At 68.7% G+C, this 1,639-nt stretch carries 1 pseudogene; it reads left to right on the top strand.

The features are described from left to right. Positions 1-65 precede the first annotated feature (65 nt). Positions 66-1,500: pseudogene (locus ACOVRJ_RS00905) on the top strand (IS1182 family transposase). Positions 1,501-1,639 lie beyond the last annotated feature (139 nt).

Here is a 1,639-nt window from a genome sequence, read left to right as displayed (position 1 = left end):
CTGAGAGCTTGTGAAGATTTGGGCAAACCCCGACAGCCGTGGGCGGGGTGGGCCGTTGAGGTGGCATGAACACCGAGACGACTGATCCGACGCGAGGGGAAGGGCAAGAGCTGTTCGGCGCGCGGCCTGTGGCGGCCGTGCGGGTCGACAAGGCTGCGGCCGCTGGTGCGGGGAGCGAGGCGACGGCCCGGGTGATCCTGCCCAACCGCAGTCAGATCGAACTGCGCCCGATGGACTTGGAGTCGCTGCTGCCCGAAGGGCACAGGGCGCGGTTGGTGTGGGCGTGGGTGGAGCGGCAAGACCTCAGCGCGATGTATGCGGCGATCAAGGTACGCCAAGGCGGGGTGGGCCGCAGCGCGATTGCGCCGCAGATTCTGCTGCGGTCTGTGGCTGTACGCCTTGCTGCAGGGTGTGGGCAGCGCGCGGCAGCTCGCGCGCCTGGTGCTGGAGCATGACGCGTACCGCTGGATGAGCGGGGGCGTGCAGGTCAATCACCACAGTTTGTCGGACTTCCGCGTGGCGCACGGGCAGGCGCTGGATGAGTTGCTCAGCGCGAGCCTGGCCGCACTGATGACGGCCGGGGCGGTGAGGCTGGAGTGCGTGGCGCAGGACGGCATGCGGGTTCGCGCCAGTGCGGGCGCGGCCTCGTTCCGGCGCAAGGCCAGCCTGCAGGACAACCTGGAGCTGGCGCGCAAGCGGGTGCGGGAGCTGAAGGAACAGATCGATGCCGACCCCGCGCAGGACAGCCGGCGCAAGGCGGCGGCGCAGCAACGGGCCCGGCGCGAGATGCAGCAGCGGCTGCAAAGCGCACTTGACCGACTGCCCGAGCTGGAGGCGATCAAGCGGCGCAACGGCAGCAAGGCCGAAGAGGCCCGGGCATCGAGCACCGATGCCGATGCCACCGTCATGAAGCTGGCCGACGGCGGCTACAGGCCGGCGTACAACATCCAGTACGCGGCCGACTGCGACAGCCAGCTGATCGTGGGCGTGGAGGTCAGCACCAGCGGCTCGGACATGGCGCAGCTCGCACCCATGGTCGGGCAGATCGAACAACGCCTGGGCAGCGCACCGCAGAAGATGCTTGTCGACGGCGGCTACCCCGCACACGCGCAGATCGACGCGGTGGCGGACAAGACCGAGGTCTATGCGCCGGTGCCCGAGGCACGGGTGAAGAAGGATGAACAGGGCCGAGAGGTTGCGCAGGACAACAAGCACGAGCCCAAGCCCGATGACAGCGCGGCGGTGGCGAGCTGGCGACAGCGCATGGCCACCGACGAGGCCAAGGAGCTGTACAAGCGGCGAGCGGCCACGGCCGAATGCGTCAACGCGCAGGCGCGCAACCGTGGCCTGCAGCGCATGCCGGTTCGCGGCCTGAAGAAGGTTCGCTGCGTGGCACTGCTGCTGGCGCTGGCGCACAACCTGATGCGCACGCTGGCACTGGCGCCGCAGTTGCTGGGGCTGGGCACAACTCCGTCTGCAGCACGGGCAGGTGCTGCATGAAGACCGAAAGCATCAGGGTAGACCCGCAAATCGGACTCCTGCTCGTGCAAGACAGCTTGCCGAGCGCACCGCCGACGTCTGCGGCTTGCTCAACCGCGTCGCTGCACGAGGCCCTACCCTCGGTCGGCGCCAAGCAAAT

Origin of the sequence: Roseateles sp. (genome assembly GCF_049240545.1) — a bacterium.
In the GTDB taxonomy this organism is placed as follows: domain Bacteria; phylum Pseudomonadota; class Gammaproteobacteria; order Burkholderiales; family Burkholderiaceae_C; genus Paucibacter_A.
The sequence above is the reverse complement of the archived record's forward strand: the minus strand, read 5'-3'. Positions and strand labels throughout refer to the sequence as shown.